This window comes from Vibrio sp. 10N.247.311.47 (assembly GCF_041467535.1).
GTDB classification, from domain to species: Bacteria; Pseudomonadota; Gammaproteobacteria; order Enterobacterales; family Vibrionaceae; genus Vibrio; species Vibrio crassostreae_C.
Map to the genome: position 1 here is coordinate 38981 of NZ_JBFSUR010000003.1, position 15597 is coordinate 54577.

The following is a 15597-nucleotide window of genomic DNA, read 5'->3' on the forward strand; positions in this document are numbered from 1 at the left end:
TTAGGATGTGAGGGCAATATCAGCCCTCACTACAAATACCCTATTTGTTGTCTGTTCCTGCTCCTTCACCAGGCTCAGTTGGACGACTTACCGATTTGCGCTCAAGATTGTGATGAGCACGCACTCTATCCATGTATTCTTGCTTGGTGTTCATACCTTGCTTCATTGCTTCTGGTACTTGTTCAGCTGGGATTACGATGTCACGGTCGACTGGCCACTCAGTTAACAGCTCTGGATGGTAGCCTTCTGGGTAGTACAGTTTAGGATCTAACTCTAAATCACGAATCTCTTGTTCTTGTATGTCTTCACGGCTATTTTTCGGTAATGGAATTCTAAAATCAGACCCATCTGCCATATCAAATTGTGGCGCTCGCGCATTCGGGAAATCAGGTAAAATACCTTCACGAACCCACGCATTATCTTTGGTCATGTTAACGACAATGCCATCTGGCGCACCGAAGTGGTAAGGCCCTTGCCAATGGTGGCGAACCTCTGCAACGGTTTCCTCATTGAGATATGGGTCGAATGTCATGTGCGTTGTCATGAACAAGCGCGGTTGTACTTCATTGGCCACATAACCCGCCGCGTACGCTGGCGTATGGTGAGTATCAACGGTGTAACGAGCTAAGAATGGCGGCACACCTTGAATAATCGAAGACACACCAAACGTTTCGGTTTGCAGTTCAGTAATGAACAAGTCTGCACCTTTTGCGTATTTCAAATCCAACTCCGTTGGGCGACCGTCTCCTGTCCAAACAAATGAAAGCACTCGACCGTCATCTTGAGTCCAATTTAAGCGGTAACCAGACGCGCCATCTTTTGCGTGACTGCGTCGCCAGTGAATCACTTCCACATTGTCTTGGTCATAGATAACGCCACCGTCGTCGCGGAAATCAAACTCGTGAACCACAATGTCGTTGCCTGATGGGAACACATCAAATGCATCGGTGTGCCAGTTCAACATTTGTTGCATGCCTTCAATCATATGACGAGTGCCATATTCTGGAGTCGCACCACTCGGGCCATAAATGTTAAGCGGCTTTTCCCAGCGACCATTCCAACCACCAAATTGATACAGATAAGGTAATGAGCCGTAATGATCTACGTGCAAGTGAGTAATGAAAATATGGTCGAGTTCATTCATCGCGACACCCGCCGCTACGTAGTTCGCAATTGATCCTTCACCTAAATCAAAGACAAAGTTAGAGCCGTTACCCAGTTCTACGTATATCGAGGTGTTTGCCTGCCCCGGGCGAATCATTGGTGATGTTCCCATGAACGTGACACGCATTTCATCCGGTTGAACTTCTTCAGTGCGTGGGAACCAGTTGGCGCCCGACACCATGTGATCGCCATAAGGTGCAATGCCCTCAAACATCAGGCCTTCTTTCCAACCTGAATTGGTTTCTTTGCGATAGTCACCATTGTTTACACCGCCCATTAACACAGAAAGCACTTCTTCTTCTGAAGAGTACAAGTTCCCCTTAGGTTGAGTGCTCAGATACTCTTCAAGAGTTTCACCCTCGTGATATTCAAATTTCTCGAGTTTTTGAATATCAGAGTTAGTCTGCTTGGTGTTGTATTGCATCATTGGGTCAGCAGCAAAAGCGGTTGTCGTGATGATCATTGCTGTAGAGATGATTGATAATTTTGCGAAAGTTCTCATAGTTTCACCTATCGGTCTGAGTATTTAGTAAATGAATGAAGTTCCTTCCTCACTCCGATGCAAACAAGTTTATTAATAAACAGAACCTTGATATATAGTGTAAACTTTACTTAAAACCTCCATTTCATTTATGAGTTAATAACGACTCCACCATGATTTGGATGAGTGGCAATAAGAATAGAGGGAACTGAATTTGGACCTTAATCTACTGACGACATTTTTGGCCGTTTACAAACACAGCTCTATCACCGTGGCATCAGAGCAGCTCGATATTTCTCAACCCGCGGTAAGCGCGGCGATTAAGAGACTCGAAGGTGTCGTGGGCAAGGCTTTATTTGTGAGAGAAGGACGAGGTATCGCGCCCACTGGAGCAGCGGTATCACTCGCTAATAAGATAGAAGACCCATTGAACATCATTGGAACGGTTGAGCAGCAAAAGAATGACCTTAAAGTCTATTGCACAGAGAGCTTGCTTCATTTCGTTAGCCAGGTTGAAGGCGTAAGCTTTACGGAAGCACCACTCGAAGAGGAAGAACTGTTTGATGCGCTTACTGCACAAAAAGTAGATATCGTCATTGATGTACTTTCGAGTAAGAAACACTCATTGATTGAAGAAACCATCGTCGATGAGGAGCCCGTGTGTCTGACTCGAATCAACCACCCTCGAATTGGTGAGACACTAAGTAAAGAAGAGTATTTCCAAGAGGAACATATTGCGCTCAAGATCAAACGCGCCAACATGAACACGGTCGAGTTTTTATCAGAGAGCGATATCGAGCCGAGAAAAGTCAGAATTGAAACCAGCTCAATTTCAAGCATGCTGATTTTGGCAAGCACGACAGATTATATCGCCGCTTCTACTCGCTCTTTTGCAGAAATGCTTGCACCAGCGCTTGGCTTACGCGTTCACCCTATCCCCATCAAATTAAAATCGCTCACGTTTCGAATGCTCTATCACCGCCGTTATGCTAATGACGAACAACACATCAAAACCCGTGAAGCAATCAAGTCAGCATTAAGAAAACATAAATGAAACTGAGGTTTTAACTAAAGTTAACCCTATTAATATAAATTCAGTTTAATCACATACTCTCCAGTAAGTTAATTCAATAGAACGACACTGGAGAATCCATGAAAAAGCTTAACCTTATTGCTCTACCACTTACGTTACTCAGCAGCGCAGCGTTTGCGACTTCGACTCAAGTTTACATCGAACAAAACGTTGCCTCTAATGCTGCTGATAACGGTGTCTACACCACAGAAGCTGGCGCATTAATCGATACCTCAGAAAATGGACAAGTCTATATAGGTTTTGATGACCAGGGTTGGCTAGCCGCGGGTTACGGACACGACTTTCACATCAGCGAATCCTTCACGTTCAACCTATACGGTGAACTCGGTAAATGGGACAACGGTGAAGAGTTATTAATCGAAGGTATTATCGATTATCAAGTGAACGACAACTTCAATGTATTCGGTGGATTGGGATATAACCAGTCAGGGCAAGTACTCGAGAATGTAAGCGACACCACGATCAACACCAATAAGTTCATCGCCGGTGCTGGGTACTCACTCGCAGGCTGGGATTTAGCTTATCAATACACTCACGAAAACAGTGATGGATCCAATGGCGGGTTTACCCACAACGATGACAACGTAATCTTTCATCAAGGCGACTACCGTACCAATGAACACGAAGTCGTTCTCTCTAAGAGCATCGACGACTGGACACCCTACGTGAAATACACCTATTTCAACACCAACGAAGGTGACCTTTACTTGAACGGCCAATCGATGGGCCCGATCGACAACGACAGCATCATCACACTTGGTTTGTCTTACGACTTCTAAATATCTCAGATTCAATTCTCATAGGCAGATGGATTTGCCCACCTTTCGAGGGCACTACTATGAAAATTACTTCTCAACGTAACAAAGCCATTAATATCGCTGCAGCGATCAGTATAGTTTTGTTTTCTGCGATTCCCACCTACGTAAGTGCTGATCACTTAGACCCCCATTATCTAGAGCCGAGTTATCTAGAAACCAGCTATCTAGACTCCTCCTCCGTCGAATTTATGACACCAGATTTTGATCAGGGGTATCTTAACGATGAGATTAAAGAAAACCTTATTCTGAAATAATTCGTCAACACATTACAAAACGTTATATAGCTCTTGTTTTCTATATAACTCTCATCTTCTTATAGAGCCGTGCTGAGTGATTAAGACTCCGTTCCTGAATCACTTTTTCTAGGCTGATGACATTCAAAACCGCAAATGCAGACGCTAAAAAAGACACCACACTCGTCAAAAAGTGTGGTGTCTTGGTTATTATTGCAAGGCTAATTAACTAACAATAGTTAAGATTAGTTGGCTGGACGCCAAACGCCCCATTTGTCATTTTCGTAAGTCGCTTTAGGGTTAGTACCACCTTGAACCCACCATTGTGCTTTCCATGACTGGTTCGAGTAAGTCACGACTTCGCCACCAAGGTAAGTCGCTGATGAGTCCCACGTACCTGGATCTGGCGTAGGGTCTGGGTCAGGAGTCGGATCAGGATCCGGCGTTGGATCTGGGTCTGGTGTCACGCCACCGTCATCGGCAATTACTTCAAAAGTGAAGGTTTCAACACTGTCGCTTTCAATCGAGCTAGCCATAAACGATAAAGTTTCGTTTGCAGTGATGCCAGTGGTATCAACTACGATAGAAGCCGTGCCGTTATTTTGGATGCTTACTGAAGAACCTTGAGTTTGAGTCAATGTCGCGGCTTCGCTTGTTGCAATCACAACCTTATCGCCAGCATTGACTACATTGTCACTCTTCACTAGCTCGTAGATGTCACCTTTCAATGGTTCAACACCACCGTCGCCACCATCAATCAACGTTAACTGACCAGAAGCACGGCTATCTTTTGAGTTGAAGAAGTTACGTGAAGGATCGTTTTGGAAGTACATGTAGTGCTGCATTTCAGCGTGCCAATCACCAATGAAGATCGCGCCGTCTTTAAACTCTTCATGCCAGCCGTTAATTTCTGAAGCCAACAAACGAGCCCAATCGTTAACGTTTGAAGCGTCGATGACGATGGTGAAGCTACGCGCTACTTCACCGTACTTGTTGATGATGTCGTATTTAACCGTATCACCAATTTCTGGCGTGCCAAACTGGTCAGAAACAAACAGGTCACCACGCACTAGATCAGGCTCTGGACCCGGCTCTGGTGGAGGGGTTGTGCCACCCGCGATAGTTATGTCTGAACAGTTGTAGAAGCCTTCGCCCGCAGCATCATCACGTTGCCAACGAACGAATAGAATCGCATCGCCAGAACGGTCTGAAGGAATAGTGACATTAATGCGGTACTTGCCGCCATTAACCGGAACGTTACCCTCTTCTTGGATAAGATCTAAGTCTCCCCACGCTAGGCCTTTGCTTAGGTCCGCGTTTGGTTTCGTTAGGTAGAACTCCCAGAAAGAAGGGTTGTGTGGCGCTGTCGCATTGAATACATATTCAAACGTACCAGTATTTAGCTCGGTACGAGTCCAACCAGTATGAGGCGCACCCATGCCGCGTTTTTGCGAATCGTTGGCATAACATAACGTGCCGTCAGGAATCGCCGCTTTTACAGCATTGATGTTGTTGAAATCTTGGATATTTTTCGCGTACTCGTTACGTTGAACAAACGGGTATGAACCCGAAATGTCTTTTGCTTGAGCACACGCAGCATTAGGTGGTGTACCCGACCAAATCCCGCCTTGCTCGTAACACGTGTTCTGACGCGCGCTTGGAAACTCAGACCAACCATGAGCATTTGCCACTGACGGCACACTCGATAGCATAGCCATACCCACTGCTATTTTTAGAATATTATTATTTATTGTTGTCACTTTCCCACTCTCTATTATTTCACCCTAAACACAAAACCAATTGGTTACTAACCAACCAGCACTGTAATTCGAAGGTTTATAGTTTCTGACTTAAAGAACAACGAAAAATATATACGTCAATTTTATCAATAACAGCGGGTTTTATATTGATAGGAATCAGCATCACACAACTCAAACAAATGCGTTGTAGATAGATGATGTTGCTTCGAATTATGACGTTTCAGTATTCTATGTTGATTGAGGGAACATTATTCGGAATGAATAAAAAAGCGGCTTTATGATTAAGCCGCTTTGGGGATATAAAGGCGTTAGGTAGTAAGAAGATATTTAATAACGGCTATGCATGCCCATGCGATGTGACATGTCATCGTCCATACGACCGCCCTTCCAACCGCCGCCACCCAATAGATTAAGTACATCTCGCGCTGTGTAGTCTTCTCCGCCAAAGAAGTCATTAGACACATCATTACGCAGCAACTGAATAGTTGGAGCTAATTCAACAGCAAGATCTTGTGGATCCGCAAACAAGGCTAAAGCAATCTGTTGTTGGCGTTTACTCAACTCACGAGAACTTGTTTCAACCTGCCCAATAGAGAAGAAATCACGGCTTCCGTAGCTCTTCACCATCTTTGCAGACAATGACTTAATCACCTTTTTGATTCTTCTTCTTTGGATGTATCTAAACATATTTGCTTCCTGTACTAACTCGCCTTAAACCCAATGAGCAGCTTAACTAATTAGTCTTTTAACCAAACAAAAGATAGGTCTGATTGTCGACTGAGATACTTTTGACTTCGGTGTTGAACACGGACTCTAGCTGCTCAGGGGTAAGCACTTGATCAGCTGAGCCTGATGCTTGAAGTACACCTTTATCGAGCAACAACACTTGGTCTGCGTGTCTTAGTGTTCTGTTCAAATCATGGTTAGCCATGATCACAGCGATGCCCTTCTCTGCCACTCGTTCAATGAGCTTGTACAACAAGGCTTCTTGAGCAATATCCAACGGAGCTGCGGGTTCGTCGAGGATCAGCAGCTTCGCGTATGGGTTAAGTGTCGGCCAAATTTGCAGGCACATTCCCGCCAAACGTACGCGTTGCCATTCACCACCAGACAGTGTCTGAATTGAGCGATGAAGTTTGTCTGCAATGTCTAGCATCTGGCTGATTTCTTCCAAAGCTGCGTTGATTTCAGCATCAAGGCCGTGTGAGGAGCTTGGCAGTGACAATGCAAGATATTGGAACACTTCTAAGTTGAAGGCTGGCCTTGCGCTTTGGCACAAGTAAGCACGATGCAATGATAAATCTTGTAAAGACAGCTCCGACAAATCCTGCCCGTCGATCTTGATATCACCTTTGTAACCATCACCAATGCCAGATATCGATTCGAGTAAGGTACTTTTACCGCTGCCATTCGGGCCGATAACGTGAGTCACCTGCCCTTGCTTGAGCTCAAATGATAGTGGTAATAAACGAGCGCCAACGCTCAGGCTCTTAATTTGAATCATGATTTTTAATTAACATCCAAATGAAGATAGGCGCACCGATACTGGTGGTCATCACACCCAAAGGTAGCTCTGCGGAATCTAATAAGGTTCTTGCACAGATATCAGCAAACACCAACAACGCAGCGCCAGCAACGGCAGACAAAGGAAGAAGGTATTTGTTATCAGTACCAATCGCTAAACGCAATAAGTGTGGCACAACCAAGCCAACAAAGCTGATCACGCCACCTAAAGCTACCGCGCAGCCGACTAAAATAGACACGGCGAAAATTAGACGCCAGCGCAATCTCGGTACGTTTACGCCTAACTGTGCGGCATGCGTTTCGCCAATCATTAACTTATCTAGCTTACTACCTTGCAGGCACAGCCAAATAATCACGGGGATCATCACCAACGTGAGCGAGTGTTGATACCAAGTGACGCCACCTAAGCTGCCCATCAGCCAATACATCAATAAGCGTAGACTTAAGTCATCACTAAAATAGAACGCCCATGTCACCATCGCGCCAGAAAGAATGCCTAACGCGACACCCACTAGCAGTAATTTAGCCGTGGTGAGTCGCATCGTTTTTACCATGCTCACCAGTATCACGGTGAAACAGAGCGAGCCTAAAACGGCGGCAATCATGAACAGTTCTGGTGTGGGAGCAAACGGCAAGAAGAACAGCACGATAACCATCGCCAAACTTGCACCACCAGAAATGCCGAGCACACCGGGCTCTGCTAATACGTTACCCAATAAGACTTGTAAGCTTGCGCCAGATACTGCTAGCCCTGCCCCGATAGCAATAGCTGCTAATAATCGAGGTAAGCGTAAATCAATCAGTAGTTTTTGTTCTAACGTGGACAAGGTGTCCAGAGGGGAAATGAAGAGATCGCCAACCATTAGGTAAATAGCACTCAGCGCGACAAGCAGTGCTGCCATCAGATAAATGGCTCTAGTCCATTTGCGCTGTTTTTGGTGAAGAAGTTGTTGGAAATCCATATCAAGCTACTTTGAAAATGTTCGCGTAACCTTACCTGTATCCCCAAATAAACTCAAGGCTCACACCGTAATGTGAACCTTGATATTTCAACCAGTTGAGCGGTTGTTTTCGTCGTTTAAACCCGAGTCGATATTAATCGTACACAAGCTGACCATGGTCGAATCGCGTTTCAACTTCACACACCATTAAGGCTGCTCGTTGACCGATAGCAACATTACGATTAGGGAACACCACCGCTTCGTTTTCATTCTTAGCCATTAACGGTTTATCACCATCATGACCGAATACTTCACCGTGCTTGAACGCGGTAAAGTTCTCTACAGAATCTGAGAACATGAAATCGAAGTCATCATGTAAACGAACAATGGTTCTGCTCACGCGATAAGTGATGGTTCGCTTAGGTAAATGCTCTGGCTCAACTTCAGCAATCAAGTTACGCATCGCCAAGTCAAAAGCCGTTAGCTTATCAAGTTGGTTCTCACCAATTCTCGCGACCTGCCCTAGTTCCATTGTCAGTGCTTGCGCTTCGAAGTTTTCAGCACTGTACCAACTGAATGTACTGGTTGGCGCATTTGACAACAACACTGCTTCCACGTGCGCACTGTTAATGAAATCAAACAGCTCTTTACTGCGTACTTCGTGGCGAACTTTAGGGCTCACTGCAAACGAGTAATGCTTAGATAAACGGATTGCACAGTGCAAATCTAGATGCCAACGAGTGGCAGGTTCCGTTTCTTTGTAAAACTCAGTCACCAAGAACTTCAAGTTCTTCGCGATATCCACTTCTCGATTGCTCTCGTACTGCTTTTCATCAAACAGACGATTCATGTTCACATCAAGAAAACGAGTATGCGCGTTAGTGGCTTCTGGGTGAGCTATGATAAACAAGCATCTCGCGTTTACTACTTGGAAACCTGTTTCAATATCCTCAATGAGCTTATCGATCAGCTCCATTGGTGAAGTTTCGTCGCCATGAACACCGGTTGAAAAAATGATGTTCTTGGTTTCAGAATTAAAATCCGCGGGAATCACTTCCAAGACACCGCGTTGATGAAGCTTAATTTGAACACCGTTACTCAGTACGGTCTGTCCTGCAAACACTTCTTGCTCAAGATCTAGGCTGTCAAAAAGAAATGATTGGCGAAAGAGGGTCTTCGTCATGCGCTACTCCTTAATTGCACGGCCGTATGTTAATAAATTGTACATAGAAATTGTGTTGCTAGGATCGCACTTATCAACAGAAACTCCGTTATCACTCACAAATACTACCCATATATTTTTATATTACCTGCTGACTTTACTAACCGACATCTGTTCCAAATAACTTTCTCTATTTAAAGAGACTTTTGGTTGTTTCGGCTTATCTCAGGTTATGCCAGCAAGATAAGAGCCACGTAAGCTAACACAGCTCTTACCTGCTATGAACAGATTGAGATCAATTAATCTTCCTGATCGAGCAATCTTTCAAATTCATCGATTTGAACTTTGACCATGTCGATGCTTTGTTGCCAAAAATCAGCTTGAGTCAGGTCCATTCCTAAGTGCTTTTGAACGACTTCTTCCGCCATCATGCTGCCCGTATCACGAAGCAACGAAACGTAATCGCCGTAGAATTGCTCACCTTTCGCATCGCGCTGAGCGTAAACACCTTTACTGAACAGGTAACCGAACAAGTATGGGTAGTTGTAGAAGCTTACTTGAGAGATGCTGAAATGCAGTTTGCTCGCCCAGAAGTAAGGGTCAGCTTCTGTCATTGCATCGCCATACCACTCTTTCCAAGTCGTTTCCATCAAGTCACACAGCTGCTGAGCCGTTAGCTCGCCTTTTTCACGCTGCTCGTAGAAGGCTTTTTCAAACTCAAAACGAACGGGAATGTTCACCATTAATGCCAAAGAAGAAGAAAGCTCTTCCCACAGCATTTCAAGTTTCTCATTACGTGTTTGTGCTTGTTTTAACAAATGGTCTCGAACGATATTTTCAGCAAAGATCGAAGCGGTTTCTGCTAGCGTCATTGGGTAGCGTGTTTGGCACAACGGCATGTCTTTCATCACCCAGTTGTGGAACGCGTGGCCTAACTCGTGCGCTAATGTCATTAAGTCTGAGCGGCTACCGCTCCATGTCATGAACACAAGCGGAGTGCGTGTAGCAGCAAACTTGGTGCAGTAAGCGCCTAAACGTTTGTTGGCTGCTGGTGCGGCATCAATCCAACCATTATCAACCATCAAAGCGACAAAATCAGCCATCTCTGGATTTACTTCAGCGAACGCAGTTTTGATCACGTCGATCGCCTCATCAAATGGGTAAACCTTAGATTCAGCGTCACCCAGCGGCGGCATCGCAGCTAAGTGATTCCAAGGCTTCATTTCATCTAGCCCGTGAACTCTTGCCATTAACAAACCTGCTTTCTGACCAACAGCTCGATTAGCTTTCGCTACCGACATCATGGTGTCTAGCGTTTCTGGCACAATGCGGCTGCCGTGTAGGCTTGGATCTAGGAAATGCACATCGCTAATCTTCGAACGCTTTTTGTTTTCAGTCAGTCGCCAACCCGCCAATGCATTTAGAATCGAAGCAAAAGACTCTTGGTGCGTTTTCATCGCACCTTGAACCGCGCGCCATGCTGGTTCTTGTTTGTCGAATTCGCTGCCGTACAACAGGCTCGCGGCTTGTGAAAAGCCTAGGGCTTCCTCTTCACCGTCCAGCTTTAGCGACAGTTTTAAAGATCCGGTTAGGTTATCGTATAAACGACCCCATCCGTCACGACCATCAACCTTCATCGCTGCCAATAACTGCTCTTCAGCAACACTGAGTCGGCTGCTTGATAACTTACGAGAGCTTTCAATCGCAAAGCGCTGCCCTGCTACGTCCGCACTATCATGCTCTAATACTGCATCAATAAATTCTGGTTCTGCGTGAATTAGCGTATCTTCGTAAGGGCTGAACGCTTGAGACATTTCAGAGTTCAGCTTCGCTACACGACCAAGCAGTGCTTTGGCTTCTGTGTGCGTCGCGTCTACCGATGCGTGACAATTAGCGAAGGTGTTGATTGTGCTCAGTAACGTGCCTGCCGCTTCAGAAGTTTGAATGGCGTTTTGCATCGCTAGGATAATATGACGCTTTTCAACGTGTAGGTACAACAGCTCAATACATTGTTGAATGAGTTCAATGTCCAGTTCGATTTTTGCATCATTAAGATCGCGATAAGCAATGCTTAGATCCCAACTCGGTGTTGTCATGACTAAATTCCTTTCACGTAGGTAGTAATACCAATCTGGTATAGCGGCTGTAAACGCCGCTTTATACTTCTATTTCTATTTCTATTTCTATTTACAGTTCTAATAGATTGTTAATTCTTAAACTGTGTTTTTTGAACACTCAGAGAACAGGTAGCCCTATCGATTTAACGCTGATAAAGCTCTGCGCAAACTGAGTGATTTGAATATGCGTTATCGATGCGTTTTCTATCGATAACTTCGAGTACAAACTCGGGTTTTTCCAATCAATATTAAGGCAGTGCGCTAGCAGTATGCGAATCACACCACCATGAGTAACCAACAATATGTTGTCACTTGAATCATTCAAAAGTTGCGACCAAGCTTGAGTTACTCTGTCGTGGAAGCTCTGTAAACTTTCTGCGCCAGTTAATTGATGATTAGCAGGGTCTTTCCAAAAGGTTTCTAACATTCCCCACTTGTCTTCAAGTTCATCAAATGGGACACCATCTACTTCACCGAAGTTCATTTCCTGAAAACCCGATGCAACTGATAAAGGCACAGACATACGCTCTGCAAACAAGCTCGCGAGATCACCACATCGTCTTAGTGGAGAGCTAACCACGCTATCAAAGGTAATGTCTTGTGTAGTTAGTGCCTCACATATCTGTTCTTGAAGATCAGAGTTGACCAGCACATCAGATAAACCATTGAGCGCAGCTTTTCCTTCGACTTTGCCATGTCTTAACAAATAGATGTTTTTGGTTGTTCCATTGACCATGTGTGCGACCTAGCCTTGAATATCAAGCAAGTGATTAGATGGTTTTAAGTGCAGCGGCAATCCGGCAGCAACCAGCGTGACGCGCTCAACGACGCGAGCTAGCGCTTGGTTCATTCGTCCTGCATTGTCCACAAACAAGCGAGACACTTTACCCAGCGGCACCACACCTAAACCGACTTCGTTAGAGACCATGATAATTTGCGCCGGACTTTGCTCGACGCTTTTGACCAATACTTCAACCACGGCTTCAACCTGTTCATTAGTTGCGTCATCACCCAGTTCAAAGATGATGTTGTTCAACCACAAGGTTAGGCAATCAATCAATACCACATCTTCTTTCTCAAAAGACTGCAGTTTTTCGGCTAATTCGACGGGTACTTCATGCTCAATCCACTGCTCGCCACGACGTTGTTGATGGTGCGCGATTCGTTCTCGCATTTCATCATCAAGATATGTCGCTGTCGCAATATAATTGAGGCGTCCATTTGAACATGCTTCAAGCGCACATAATGCTTGTTGCTCTGCAAAACTAGACTTACCAGAACGAGCCCCGCCCAATACCAAATGGCTGTTTCGCTGGCTTGCTTGATTAATTTGATTAGCTTGAATAGTTTCACTCGTGTTGATCATAGGAAGCCGTTATAGAAAGCCATTGTAAAATGCAGTAATGAATACAAGGTAAGTCAGCAACTCCATTAACTGTTGAGCCGCACCCAAGCAGTCCCCAGTAAAGCCGCCAATTCGAGCCGTTAACCACGTTTTAAAACCTGTTCTGAACAGATAGGCGACGACAGATAAAACCAAAGCGAATTCAAGACCAAACCACAGGCTAGGCAGCACGCCTACCAGCAACAAGAAGACAAGTTCGCCTTTGGTTTGCTTGTTGGCCAATGGTTTACTTTTACTGGTATCTAAATCACTGACATAAGGCATGTCGTAAATTAGCGATGCAGCAATCGCGCGGCTAAAGGTATAACTGGTCACGATTACCATAAACAGTCCCGTCATGCTTATGAGTTCATTCAACAGCACCCACTTGCCAAGCAGAGCCATAATCAGAGCAGACGCACCATAAGTACCGATTCGACTGTCTTTCATGATGGTCAAACGGCGTTCTAGGGTCATGCCGCCACCAATGCCATCGGCCATATCAGTCAAACCATCTTCATGGAATGCGCCAGTGAGCATCAGGCTAAAACTCATCATCAAAAAGATCGCTACTGCACTCGGCAGTACCACATCAAGTAGCAAGAACACACCGCCACATAGAGCACCTAGCAACAAACCAACCGTTGAAAAGTAACGACCCGAACGATTCATTCGCTCTGATGAATAGGGCATATTCTTCGGCATTGGCAAGCGAGAAAAGAAACCCATCGCCAGTGCAAACAGCTCCCACTGATAAGTGACTCGACCTTTCAACGATCTTTCTGATGCATCACTCATTAAACCGTGACTCCAGCACTTTCGAAGCTCGCCATGTTGTTATAGAACTCGGCTGCCGTACGAATAATGGGCATAGCTAGCGCAGCACCCGTGCCCTCGCCTAATCTCAATCCAAGATCGAGCAGTGGCTCAGCGTCTAGCAGTTCTAACAGAATTTTGTGCCCTGACTCTTCAGAGCGATGAGCAAAGATCATGTAATCACGGCAGTTCGGTTCAATTAAGGTCGCGACATACGCTGCAACAGATACGATAAAACCATCGACTAATATTGGTGTTCTGTTCTGGTAAGCGCCAAGGAAACCACCCACCATTTGAACGATTTCATAGCCACCGACTTGTGCTAGTACCTCTTTAATATCTTTAACTTCATTCGCATCTAAACCTTTGCAACGCGCGACACCTTGCTCAACCACAGCCACTTTAAGTGCAAGCTGTTCATTGTTGATACCAGTGCCTAGGCCAACACACTCCGCTGCAGCACGATTCGCTAATGCACTTAAGATCGCTGATGCGCTGCTGGTATTTCCGATACCCATTTCACCAAACATGATGATATTGGTGCCATTCGAAATGGTTTTAGATACAAGATCTGTACCCAGTTCAATCCCACGTTCAACCGTTTCTAAACTCATTGCCGCTTCATTGGCAAAGTTATTGGTTCGCGTACCCAAACGCTGAGAGATCAACATGTCACTGTCTGATTCCACAGGCAACAATATCCCCGTGTCGACTACCGTGATATCGATATTATTCACCGCACAGAAGCAATTGATCGCCGCGCCATCGCTTAAGAAGTTCAACACCATCTGTTGTGTTACCGCGCTTGGAGCAATACTCACGCCTTCGTCAGCAATGCCATGGTCGCCAGCAAAAATGATGATACTTGGCTTATTCAATTCGATGTGTTCAACCGCAGCTTCTTTGCCTTGGCTCTGAATCAAAGCCAGTTGATGTGCGACTTTTTCTAGTAAGCCAAGTGCGCCAAGTGGCTTGGTTTTTTGGTCAATTCGGTGTTGGATGTACTGCGAGTATTGGGTATCTAACATAGTTTTTAAAAACGCTTATTCTGGGTACGTTGATATAGGGCTGCTACTTAGGGCGTGCGACAGAAAACACATTGGAAAGCGTCGCGTATTCACCGCCACCAAGGCGAGACAAAGGGTCCAATGCCAACGCATCAATCTTAAGACGTTCACTCTCTTTATCGATCACGTCTTCGGAAATGTACACGGTTTCGACTTGAGCAAAGATGAGGCTTTGTGGCACCTCTCCAACCTCTTTTACTTCGTATAAGGTGCAGCCAAAAGCGACCGCGCACTCTTTCACTCTCGGTAAAGAGAAGCCTTCAAATTCAACCAACTCGATATTATTCGCGGTTACTTCAGACTCACCATGGTCGAGCGTGGCTGCTGTCGCCGTCATTACTTCTGCAGAACTTGCTGACGCGATATGAATGACCAACTTACCCGTTTCAAGGGCATTACGAGTGGTGTCTTTGATTTCGCCCGATGGCTTTTTCCCGACCGATAGCATCAGTAGCGGCGGATTGCTGGAAACAGGCGTGAAATAAGAGAAAGGCGCTAGGTTGTACTCTTGGTCAGAAGATTCCGTCAATGCCCACGCAATCGGGCGAGGAACAACGGTTTGTGTCATCAGGTGATAAATCTGAGTGGGAGCAAGAGTATCAAGCTTGAGGTTCATAGCACGTCCTTGATCTATGTGAATTACGACTCAGTTTACGTGTTAAGCAAGGCTGTATCTATGGCTATGTGGCAGAAACCGCAGAGAGTGTTCTTAATTTAAACAGATCACACTGGTTTTTTCTCAGATTGACAGTCAAATTGACGAACCCTAAAACACAAATAATACTGATAATAGATTTATCAATAACTTACATTTTGGCATCGTTTATGCCTTATCTAAATTACTTATTAATCTCTCCATTGATAAGTACCCATACAGTGAATGCCCACAACACTGACGCTACACGAAGAAAGACAATCGATTGAAAGACAAAACAGAACAACGATTTAGGAGGTGTAATGATTCCAAATTCAAGTAAAAGAAAACCAAATAAATCAAGTAAGAAAGCTAGCAAAAAGGTAAGGAAAATCCCACTGTC

At 45.0% G+C, this 15597-nt stretch carries 15 protein-coding genes; 3 read left to right on the forward strand and 12 right to left on the reverse strand.

Annotation, left to right across the window (positions count from 1 at the left end):
- Window positions 1-40 precede the first annotated feature (40 nt).
- Window positions 41-1666: a guanitoxin biosynthesis MBL fold metallo-hydrolase GntH gene (gntH, locus tag AB6E51_RS02915; protein WP_017068281.1), complete on the reverse strand. Its 1626-nt coding sequence runs from the start codon at window positions 1664-1666 to the stop codon at window positions 41-43.
- Between the two features lie 193 nt (window positions 1667-1859).
- Between gntH and AB6E51_RS02920 the strand changes: the two genes are divergently transcribed.
- From AB6E51_RS02920 to AB6E51_RS02930, 3 genes are all read left to right on the forward strand, one after another.
- A complete protein-coding gene (locus AB6E51_RS02920; RefSeq protein WP_372058458.1) occupies window positions 1860-2699 on the forward strand; it encodes a LysR family transcriptional regulator in 840 nt (279 codons plus the stop codon).
- A gap of 98 nt (window positions 2700-2797) precedes the next feature.
- A complete protein-coding gene (locus tag AB6E51_RS02925) occupies window positions 2798-3517 on the forward strand; it encodes a hypothetical protein (protein ID WP_017068279.1) in 720 nt (239 codons plus the stop codon).
- A 59-nt stretch (window positions 3518-3576) separates the two neighbouring features.
- Complete coding sequence (locus AB6E51_RS02930; RefSeq protein WP_017065527.1) at window positions 3577-3810, forward strand: hypothetical protein; 234 nt, start codon at window positions 3577-3579, stop codon at window positions 3808-3810.
- A gap of 224 nt (window positions 3811-4034) precedes the next feature.
- Here the strand turns inward: AB6E51_RS02930 and AB6E51_RS02935 are convergent, their stop codons facing one another.
- The 11 genes from AB6E51_RS02935 to AB6E51_RS02985 all read right to left on the reverse strand — a co-directional run bounded on the left by AB6E51_RS02935 (window position 4035) and on the right by AB6E51_RS02985 (window position 15176).
- Window positions 4035-5501 (reverse strand): lytic polysaccharide monooxygenase, encoded by a 1467-nt coding sequence (locus tag AB6E51_RS02935; protein WP_372058528.1) that lies wholly within the window; start codon window positions 5499-5501, stop codon window positions 4035-4037.
- A gap of 375 nt (window positions 5502-5876) precedes the next feature.
- Complete coding sequence (locus AB6E51_RS02940) at window positions 5877-6236, reverse strand: DUF6559 family protein (RefSeq protein WP_017066163.1); 360 nt, start codon at window positions 6234-6236, stop codon at window positions 5877-5879.
- A gap of 58 nt (window positions 6237-6294) precedes the next feature.
- Entirely contained in the window at window positions 6295-7053 is a 759-nt protein-coding gene (gene btuD / locus AB6E51_RS02945) for a vitamin B12 ABC transporter ATP-binding protein BtuD (protein WP_136974865.1), read from the reverse strand.
- Window positions 7040-8035, reverse strand: a complete 996-nt coding sequence (gene btuC, locus AB6E51_RS02950; protein WP_017070911.1) for a vitamin B12 ABC transporter permease BtuC — start codon at window positions 8033-8035, stop codon at window positions 7040-7042. Before btuC ends, btuD begins: the two co-directional genes overlap by 14 nt.
- Window positions 8036-8168: 133 nt before the next feature.
- On the reverse strand, window positions 8169-9197 hold the full coding sequence (locus tag AB6E51_RS02955; protein ID WP_017059157.1) for a succinylglutamate desuccinylase: 1029 nt from the start codon (window positions 9195-9197) through the stop codon (window positions 8169-8171).
- Window positions 9198-9475: 278 nt separating this feature from the next.
- Entirely contained in the window at window positions 9476-11272 is a 1797-nt protein-coding gene (locus AB6E51_RS02960) for a M3 family oligoendopeptidase (RefSeq protein ID WP_372058459.1), read from the reverse strand.
- A 139-nt stretch (window positions 11273-11411) separates the two neighbouring features.
- Window positions 11412-12029, reverse strand: a complete 618-nt coding sequence (gene cobC, locus AB6E51_RS02965; protein WP_229647265.1) for an alpha-ribazole phosphatase family protein — start codon at window positions 12027-12029, stop codon at window positions 11412-11414.
- Window positions 12030-12038: 9 nt separating this feature from the next.
- Window positions 12039-12659, reverse strand: a complete 621-nt coding sequence (gene cobU / locus AB6E51_RS02970) for a bifunctional adenosylcobinamide kinase/adenosylcobinamide-phosphate guanylyltransferase (protein ID WP_229647264.1) — start codon at window positions 12657-12659, stop codon at window positions 12039-12041.
- A 9-nt stretch (window positions 12660-12668) separates the two neighbouring features.
- A complete protein-coding gene (locus AB6E51_RS02975) occupies window positions 12669-13475 on the reverse strand; it encodes an adenosylcobinamide-GDP ribazoletransferase (protein ID WP_229647263.1) in 807 nt (268 codons plus the stop codon).
- Window positions 13475-14521, reverse strand: coding sequence for a nicotinate-nucleotide--dimethylbenzimidazole phosphoribosyltransferase (gene cobT, locus AB6E51_RS02980; protein ID WP_229647262.1), 1047 nt, complete (start codon window positions 14519-14521; stop codon window positions 13475-13477). The genes AB6E51_RS02975 and cobT overlap by 1 nt, the downstream gene beginning before the upstream one ends.
- Before the next feature lie 43 nt (window positions 14522-14564).
- Entirely contained in the window at window positions 14565-15176 is a 612-nt protein-coding gene (locus AB6E51_RS02985; RefSeq protein ID WP_372058460.1) for a flavin reductase family protein, read from the reverse strand.
- Window positions 15177-15597: the final 421 nt, after the last annotated feature.

What these genes read in the sequence shown, in the direction of transcription:
- cobT (WP_229647262.1), bottom strand. Translation starts at nt 14,521, where the DNA reads ATGTTAGATACCCAATACTCGCAGTACATCCAACACCGAATTGACCAA.
- cobC (WP_229647265.1), bottom strand. Translation starts at nt 12,029, where the DNA reads ATGGTCAATGGAACAACCAAAAACATCTATTTGTTAAGACATGGCAAA.
- cobU (WP_229647264.1), bottom strand. Translation starts at nt 12,659, where the DNA reads ATGATCAACACGAGTGAAACTATTCAAGCTAATCAAATTAATCAAGCA.
- btuD (WP_136974865.1), bottom strand. Translation starts at nt 7,053, where the DNA reads ATGATTCAAATTAAGAGCCTGAGCGTTGGCGCTCGTTTATTACCACTA.
- btuC (WP_017070911.1), bottom strand. Translation starts at nt 8,035, where the DNA reads ATGGATTTCCAACAACTTCTTCACCAAAAACAGCGCAAATGGACTAGA.
- AB6E51_RS02940 (WP_017066163.1), bottom strand. Translation starts at nt 6,236, where the DNA reads ATGTTTAGATACATCCAAAGAAGAAGAATCAAAAAGGTGATTAAGTCA.
- AB6E51_RS02930 (WP_017065527.1), top strand. Translation starts at nt 3,577, where the DNA reads ATGAAAATTACTTCTCAACGTAACAAAGCCATTAATATCGCTGCAGCG.
- AB6E51_RS02935 (WP_372058528.1), bottom strand. Translation starts at nt 5,501, where the DNA reads ATGCTATCGAGTGTGCCGTCAGTGGCAAATGCTCATGGTTGGTCTGAG.
- AB6E51_RS02985 (WP_372058460.1), bottom strand. Translation starts at nt 15,176, where the DNA reads ATGAACCTCAAGCTTGATACTCTTGCTCCCACTCAGATTTATCACCTG.
- AB6E51_RS02960 (WP_372058459.1), bottom strand. Translation starts at nt 11,272, where the DNA reads ATGACAACACCGAGTTGGGATCTAAGCATTGCTTATCGCGATCTTAAT.
- gntH (WP_017068281.1), bottom strand. Translation starts at nt 1,666, where the DNA reads ATGAGAACTTTCGCAAAATTATCAATCATCTCTACAGCAATGATCATC.
- AB6E51_RS02975 (WP_229647263.1), bottom strand. Translation starts at nt 13,475, where the DNA reads ATGAGTGATGCATCAGAAAGATCGTTGAAAGGTCGAGTCACTTATCAG.
- AB6E51_RS02955 (WP_017059157.1), bottom strand. Translation starts at nt 9,197, where the DNA reads ATGACGAAGACCCTCTTTCGCCAATCATTTCTTTTTGACAGCCTAGAT.
- AB6E51_RS02925 (WP_017068279.1), top strand. Translation starts at nt 2,798, where the DNA reads ATGAAAAAGCTTAACCTTATTGCTCTACCACTTACGTTACTCAGCAGC.